6 protein-coding genes and 1 pseudogene are annotated in these 3,997 nt (G+C 56.1%); all 7 read right to left on the bottom strand.

Going from position 1 to position 3,997, the window contains the following annotated elements; all coding sequences use genetic code 11:
* Nucleotides 1–89: pseudogene (locus FDW94_RS24015) on the bottom strand (heme ABC transporter permease); the annotation flags it as partial.
* Nucleotides 90–165: 76 nt separating this feature from the next.
* Entirely contained in the window at nucleotides 166–825 is a 660-nt protein-coding gene (ccmB, locus tag FDW94_RS09210; RefSeq protein ID WP_048215891.1) for a heme exporter protein CcmB, read from the bottom strand.
* Nucleotides 822–1,442, bottom strand: coding sequence for a cytochrome c biogenesis heme-transporting ATPase CcmA (gene ccmA, locus FDW94_RS09205; RefSeq protein WP_008785298.1), 621 nt, complete (start codon nucleotides 1,440–1,442; stop codon nucleotides 822–824). The genes ccmB and ccmA overlap by 4 nt, the downstream gene beginning before the upstream one ends.
* Before the next feature lie 20 nt (nucleotides 1,443–1,462).
* Nucleotides 1,463–2,065, bottom strand: a complete 603-nt coding sequence (napC, locus tag FDW94_RS09200; RefSeq protein ID WP_003027548.1) for a cytochrome c-type protein NapC — start codon at nucleotides 2,063–2,065, stop codon at nucleotides 1,463–1,465.
* A 9-nt stretch (nucleotides 2,066–2,074) separates the two neighbouring features.
* The gene (napB, locus tag FDW94_RS09195) at nucleotides 2,075–2,524 is read right to left on the bottom strand and encodes a nitrate reductase cytochrome c-type subunit (RefSeq protein WP_003834627.1); all 450 of its coding nucleotides are present in this window, start codon (nucleotides 2,522–2,524) and stop codon (nucleotides 2,075–2,077) included.
* On the bottom strand, nucleotides 2,521–3,384 hold the full coding sequence (napH, locus tag FDW94_RS09190; RefSeq protein WP_137377472.1) for a quinol dehydrogenase ferredoxin subunit NapH: 864 nt from the start codon (nucleotides 3,382–3,384) through the stop codon (nucleotides 2,521–2,523). Before napH ends, napB begins: the two co-directional genes overlap by 4 nt.
* The coding region (napG, locus tag FDW94_RS09185; protein ID WP_249358368.1) for a ferredoxin-type protein NapG at nucleotides 3,371–3,997 on the bottom strand (627 nt) is incomplete at its 5' end. The genes napG and napH, both read right to left, overlap by 14 nt.

Genomic DNA, 3,997 nt, shown 5'->3' with positions numbered 1-3,997 from the left:
GCGCTGGCAATCGCCAGCCACGGGATAAACCAGCCACAGATCTGATAGAGCCGAGGGGGCATCGCCAATTGATGAAGTGTTTTCCACATAGTTCAGTCACCAGACTCCATAAATTAAAATCCGTTGTGCCAGAGCACCTTGCCCGGCCTACACATCTAATTCTCGTTACTGCACGCTTATCCGTAACGCCGCAGCTGTGGCAAACGGGCTTAACGTGGCGCTGCCGACCAGCAACGCGCCCAGAATTGCCATGTACCCTTCAACCGGTAAGTGCATAGAAGCCGCATCCATCGCGGCGGTTGCAAAAATCAGTAAGGGTATGGTGAGCGGGAGCACCAGCACGCTTAACAACACGCCGCCGCGCTTTAAGCCCACCGTCAGCCCCACACCCGGCGCACCGAGGAAGCCCAGCGTCGGCGTTCCGAGTAACAACGTCAGCGCCATAATTTTCCAGCTGTACATATCCATGCCCAGCAGCAGCGCCACTAGCGGCGAGAGGATCAACAGCGGCAGGCCGGTCACGACCCAGTGCGCCATCACTTTCGCCAGCACCACGGCCGGTAGCGGTAACGGCAGCAGCATCAGTTGCTCAAGGCTGCCGTCCTGCAGATCATCACGAAACAGGCGTTCCAGCGCCAGCAATGACGCCAGCAGCGCCGCAACCCAAATGATGCCCGGCGCAATGCGCGCCAGTAGCTGCGGTTCCGGCCCAATGCTCAGGGGGAACAGCGTAATAACAATCAGGAAGAACCATAAAGGATTGGCGATTTCCGCACTATGACGAAACGCAACTCGCAGTTCTAAACGGAAGATTCGCCACATCATTGCGTTGCCCTCTCGCTGGTCAGCGCAATACGTCGCACTTTATCGGTTTCGACATTGAGCGGTTGGTGGGTGGTGAGAATAACAATACCGCCCTGCTCTGTATGCTGCGCCATACGCTGAGTCAGTCGCTCAACGCCGTTCACATCAATGGCGGTAAAGGGTTCATCGAGGATCCACAGCCGGGCGCGGGTCAGCCACAAACGGGCCAGCGCTACGCGCCGCTGTTGTCCGGCGGAGAGCTGGTTCACCGGAATATCTTCATATCCGGCAAGTCCCGCCTGTGCCAGCGCAGCCAGACACTGTGCAATGTCGCCGTCATGATGGAAGAAACGCAGGTTCTCCAACGCCGAAAGCCGGGTTTTTATCCCCGGCTGATGTCCGATCCACAGCAGTTGCTGATGGTAGCTGTCCCGCACGTGATGCAGCGGCTGCTCTTGCCAGCAAACCTCCCCTGCATCGGGACGCGCCAGCCCGGTAAGCAACCGCAGCAGAGTAGTTTTCCCTGCGCCGTTGCTGCCGGTAATTTGTACCCATTCCCCTGCGTTGACGCGAAATGACAGATTGCTGAACAGTATTCTGTCATCTCGCTCGCAAAGTAATTCTCTGGCTTCAAGCATACCTGGTTATCTACATCCTGTTAAAAGCCCGGTTTGACTTCGCGCATATCAGGCAGTTTGTGCGCTATCCCTTTATGACAGTCAATACAGGTTTGCCCGTCTTTCACGGCCTGGTCGTGCATTTTGGCCGCAACGCCTTTCTGGGCGGTTAAATCCATAAACTCGAAGTTGTGACAGTTTCGGCACTCTTGCGAATTATTATCTTTCATACGCCGCCACTCATTTTGCGCCATCGTCAGACGATGGTCTTCAAATTTCTGCGGTGTATCTATCAGCCCCAGTGCTTTCGCGTACAGCTCTTTACTGGCCTTGATCTTACGAATCATTTTCGGGCCCCACTCGTGCGGGACGTGGCAATCAGGGCAAGTCGCTCGCACACCACTGCGGTTGTTGTAGTGTACGGTTTCCATGTATTCCTGGTATACCGTATTGCGCATTTCGTGACAGCTAATGCAGAACTCTTCTGTATTGGCCTTTTCCATACCGGTATTAAAGCCGCCCCAGAAAATAATGCCGCCCACAAAGCCGATTAACAACAGCGTGCCGAGCGCCAGACGGCTGGGGCGACGCCACCATTGCCAGACGCGCTTAATCCAGCCTGGTTTACGGTTAGAATTTTCCATAATGACCTCTTATTTCCCGTAACCTTTCGAGGGGGTGAAGGTATTTTCAACAATCGGCGCGGCGTCAGCCTGCGGAACGTGACATTGCAGGCAGAAATAACGACGCGGCGCAACTTCAGCCAATACCTTGCCGTCGCTGTCCATAAAGTGCGTCGGACTGATGCGCGGCGCACCGGTGGTGCGATAGCTTTCCACGCCGTGGCATTGCAGGCAGCGGTTAGTGTTAGTCGTCACCTGATACCCTTCAACGCTATGCGGAACCATCGGCGGCTGATTCACATAGTTCAGCGGCATGCGCTCTTGCTCTTTCGGCATGCGAATCGCCCCTTCCTGTGTTCCTGAGACTTCCGGTGACTGGCTCAGATCCACTCCATTTGCAGCCCAAACGGCCCCACTGACGACCAGGGCAAGCAGGGCCGTCCATTGACACAGCGTCTTAATCAGGTCATGGCTTTTCATGATTTCGCTCCCGAACTCCATCGTGTTGTTATTGTAAAAACATCCTCAGAACAGACATCCACGCAGCGACCGCAGGCCATGCAATCGCGGCTGGTTACCTGCACCGGACTTTGCTCATCCAGCACCGGCGCACGTAGCACATGCGGTTCCGGGCAAACATGAAAACAATCCATACAGCGGTTACATCTGTTACGTTCTTTTGCCGAAACGGTTAATGCCCCTTTGCTTCCCACCACGCTATACAGCGCACCCAGTGGGCAAAGATGCCCGCACCAGCCATGCTCAACGACCAGTAAATCAAATAAAAACAGCGCGAGGATCAGCAGCGCTCCGCTACCGAATCCCATTACCAGGCTCCGTCCAAGCAGAGAGACTGGATTTATCCACTCCCACAACAGCGTACCGGTCAGGGCGGAACCGACCAGGATAACCACCAGCAGGACGTACCGTATATGGCGCGGCAGGGTTGCGGACTGATTCAGGTCAAACCTTCTGCGCAACCAACTGGCTAAATCGGTAACCGGGTTCATGGGACAAACCCAACTGCAAAACAGTCGCTTACCGGCCAGGGCATACAGCACCGTGATGATAGCTGCTCCCGTTAACGCCACCGTTGCCGGCAGATGCCCGCTGGCCAGGCTTTGCAGAGTAATCAGCGGATCGGTGAACGGGATAGCGTCCAGCAACAGGCTGCTACTGTAGTTGCCATGCAGGATCCACACGCCAAGCCACGGGCCGCTGAGGAACATCGCCAGTATCAGAAACTGACTCAAACGACGCAGCAGCAGCCAGCGATGACTCTTCCACCATCCTTTTTTTGCCTGCGCTTCACGCCCGACATCACGTTTACGATTTGCCATTGTTCCCCTCCAGCCAACCGAAGCGGTAATGGTGTCCTAACTCCCCTTTCGCCAGCGACAGCGGCAGCACTTTTATTGCTGGCTGTTCCAGTACGCAGACTTTTTCGCATTTCCCACAGCCGGTACAGGCATCGCTGTGCACGGTCGGAATAAACCGCGCATGCTTGCCGGTACGCATATTGCGGTCCAGCTCCAGGGTGATCGCCTCATCAATTTTCGGGCACTCGCGATAGCAAACGTCGCAGCGTAGTCCCTGATAGTTGAGGCAGTTTTCGTGATCCAGCAGTACCGCCAGCCCCATACGCGAATCGTCAATGGATTCAATTTCCCTGTCCAACGCGCCGCTCGGGCAGACTTTGGCACACGGAATGTCCTCACACATTTCGCAAGGAATATCACGGGCGACAAAATATGGCGTACCGGCCGCCAGCCCGGAGGCCAGCGTTGCCAGCTTCAGCGTGTCATAGGGACATGCCTGAACGCACTGACCGCAACGTACGCAGGCGCTGGCGAATGCCTCCTCGCTCAGTGCACCAGGCGGGCGCAACCGCACGCCGGTTGCGCGTGCGGTTTGTTGTTGCAACCCCAGCGCCACGCCAACGACGGCCAACCC

Source organism: Citrobacter sp. wls757, assembly GCF_005280935.1.
In the GTDB taxonomy this organism is placed as follows: domain Bacteria; phylum Pseudomonadota; class Gammaproteobacteria; order Enterobacterales; family Enterobacteriaceae; genus Citrobacter; species Citrobacter portucalensis.
This window is presented reverse-complemented; position numbering and strand designations above follow the sequence as displayed.